This is a genomic window from Mycobacterium sp. TH-M11 (assembly GCF_057473725.1).
The window spans coordinates 1-3,054 of the sequence record NZ_JBYCLD010000142.1 but is presented as its reverse complement, the minus strand read 5'-3'; the positions used below and the strand labels follow the sequence as shown (position 1 = coordinate 3,054).

Annotated in this window: 3 protein-coding genes; 2 read left to right on the top strand and 1 reads right to left on the bottom strand. The window is 66.1% G+C overall.

Annotation, left to right across the window (positions count from 1 at the left end; genetic code table 11):
* Positions 1-490, bottom strand: a 490-nt coding sequence (locus AC2VOG_RS06185) for a 2-keto-4-pentenoate hydratase (protein WP_486939035.1), incomplete at its 3' end; no start/stop codon positions are given.
* 72 nt (positions 491-562) lie between these two features.
* Between AC2VOG_RS06185 and kstD the strand changes: the two genes are divergently transcribed.
* Positions 563-2,257: a 3-oxosteroid 1-dehydrogenase gene (gene kstD / locus AC2VOG_RS06180; protein ID WP_486939034.1), complete on the top strand. Its 1,695-nt coding sequence runs from the start codon at positions 563-565 to the stop codon at positions 2,255-2,257.
* 1 nt (position 2,258) lies between these two features.
* Positions 2,259-3,054, top strand: a 796-nt coding sequence (locus AC2VOG_RS06175; RefSeq protein ID WP_486939033.1) for a MaoC/PaaZ C-terminal domain-containing protein, incomplete at its 3' end; no start/stop codon positions are given.

The following is a 3,054-nucleotide window of genomic DNA, read 5'->3' as shown; positions in this document are numbered from 1 at the left end:
CCGCCGACGATGCGTTGTCGGCGATGGTGTCGCACAGCGCGATCTTCCAGTCGGTGATCCTGGTGTCGATCAGCTCGATCGACGGCACGAACGCCTCGGTCGCCGCCAGGACGTCTTCCTCGGTGCAGCTTGCGCCCGGCAGGTCGCGGGCCAGGATGAACCCGACTTCGACCTCCACCCGCGGATACAAATACTTCTCGGAGCGGACCGGGACGTCCTCGAAGACCTGCATCTCGTCGAGCAGGTGGCCGTAGTCAGGCTCGTCGACACCCATCATCTGCTGCATCGCCAACGACGACAGACCCACCTTGTGGCCCACCACCCGGGCGCCCTCGGCCACCCGTTGCCGGATGTTGATCAGCTGAATTTCGTAGGCGTCGACGACGTCGATACCGGCGTGAGCGGACGTCAGCGGTGTGATCGGCCGACGGGTCCGTTCAGCCTCTGCGAGGTCGGCGGCCAGCGCATCACGGGTGGCTGACGAAAGCATTGGCCGAAGTCCCCTCACTCGATTGACCGGGGCAGTAGCGCCCGGCCCCGGCAATTCTATAACGTGTTCTACATGACGGATCAGGAGTTCGACGTCGTCGTGGTCGGAAGCGGCGGCGCCGGCATGGTTGCTGCCCTCGCGGCCGCCCACCGGGGACTTAGCACGGTGATCGTAGAGAAAGCCGCCCACTTCGGCGGCTCCACCGCCCGCTCCGGGGGTGGCGTGTGGATTCCCAACAACGAGGTCCTCAAGCGGGCCGGGGTCAAGGATACGGCCGAGGCTGCCCGCACCTACCTGCACGGGATCGTCGGTGATGTCGTTGAAGCGCAGCGCATCGACACCTACCTCGAGCGTGGACCAGAGATGCTGTCGTTCGTGCTGAAGCATTCCCCGCTGAAGATGTGCTGGGTGCCGCAATACGCTGACTATTACCCCGAGGCACCGGGCGGTCGCGCGGGCGGCCGTTCGATCGAGCCGAAGCCGTTCAACGCCAAGAAGCTCGGGCCCGACCTGGCCGGCCTGGAGCCGCCGTACGGCAAGGTCCCACTTAATGTCGTTGTGATGCAACAGGATTACGTGCGACTGAATCAGCTCAAACGTCATCCGCGCGGCGTGCTGCGCAGCCTCAAGGTCGGCGGGCGCACCATGTGGGCTAAAGCGACCGGGCAGAACCTGGTCGGCATGGGACGCGCGCTGATCGCCCCGCTTCGGGTCGGGCTCCGCAAGGCGGGCGTGCCGGTGCGGCTCAACACGGCGCTGACCGACCTCTACGTCGAGGACGGTGCGGTCCGCGGCATCTACGTCCGCGACACTCTGGGATCAGAAGCCGCAGAGCCGCAACTTATTCGGGCGCGCAAGGCCGTCATACTCGGCTGCGGCGGGTTCGAGCACAACGAGCAAATGCGGGTGAAGTACCAGCGCGCACCAATCAGCACCGAATGGACCGTCGGCGCGAAGGCCAACACCGGCGACGGCATCGTGGCCGCCGAAAAGCTCGGTGCGGCATTGGAAATCATGGAAGACGCCTGGTGGGGCCCGACGGTTCCACTGGTAGGAGCGCCGTGGTTCGCGCTGTCGGAACGCAACTCCCCCGGCTCTATCATCGTCAACATGTCCGGCCAGCGATTCATGAACGAATCCATGCCGTACGTCGAGGCGTGCCATCACATGTACGGCGGCGAGTACGGCCAGGGCCCCGGGCCGGGCGAGAACATCCCGGCCTGGCTGGTTTTCGACCAGCGATACCGCGACCGCTACATCTTTGCGGGATTACAGCCAGGACAACGTATTCCACGCAAATGGATGGAATCCGGCGTGATCGTCCAGGCAAATACCCTGGAGGAGTTGGCCGCCAAGGCCGGCTTGCCCGCCGACGATTTCACCGCAACGGTGCAGCGGTTCAACGGCTTCGCGCGCTCGGGCGTCGATTCCGACTACCACCGCGGTGAGAGTGCCTACGACCGGTACTACGGCGATCCGACCAACAAGCCGAACCCCAACCTCGGCGAGATCAGCCATGGCCCGTACTACGCCGCCAAGATGGTGCCCGGCGACCTGGGCACCAAGGGCGGTGTCCGCACCGACGTGCACGGCCGGGCGCTGCGCGACGACGGCAGCATCATCGAAGGCCTTTACGCCGCAGGCAATGTCAGCGCCCCGGTGATGGGTCACACCTATCCCGGTCCGGGTGGCACCATCGGGCCCGCCATGACCTTCGGCTACCTGGCCGCTCTGCACATAGCTGGAGCGTCCGAGGGAAAGGGCTGACATGCCGATTGATGTGGACGTCGCGCTCGCCGCGGTGCTGGAGCCGATCGAATTCTCCTGGAGCAGCAGCGATATCCAGCTCTACCACCTCGGTCTGGGCGCGGGCGCCGACCCGTTGGATTCCCGCGAACTGCGCTACCTGCTCGACGACACTCCGCAGGTGCTGCCGACATTCGGCAGCGTCGCCGCCAGCTTTCACATGACCAGGCCGCCGACCGTGCAGTTTCCCGGCATCGACGTCGAGTTGAGCAAAGTCCTGCACGCCAGCGAGCAGGTCACCGCGCCCGCGCCGCTGCCGCCGTCGGGTTCAGGGAAGGCAGTCACCCGGTTTACCGACATCTGGGACAAAGGCAAAGCCGCGGTGATCTGGTCCGAGACGTCAGTGACCGCGCCAGACGGGACGCTGCTGTGGACCCAACGCCGGTCGATCTTCGCCCGCGGAGAGGGCGGATTCGGCGGTGACCGCGGACCGTCGAGCAGCACGGCCACCCCGGACCGGGCGCCAGACGTCGAACTCGACATCCCGGTGCTGCCACAGCAGGCGCTGCTCTACCGGCTCTGCGGCGATCGTAACCCGCTGCACTCCGACCCCGAATTCGCTGCTCGCGCAGGATTTCCGCGGCCTATCCTGCACGGGCTGTGCACCTACGGCATGACCTGCAAGGCGCTGACCGATGCGTTCCTCGACGCCGACGCTGCCGCCGTCGGCTCCTACGGCGCCCGGTTCGCCGGTGTCGCCTATCCCGGGGAGACGTTGAAGGCCTCGGTCTGGAAAGAGGACGGACGCCTGCTTGCCG

What these genes read in the sequence shown, in the direction of transcription:
- kstD (WP_486939034.1), top strand. Translation starts at nt 563, where the DNA reads ATGACGGATCAGGAGTTCGACGTCGTCGTGGTCGGAAGCGGCGGCGCC.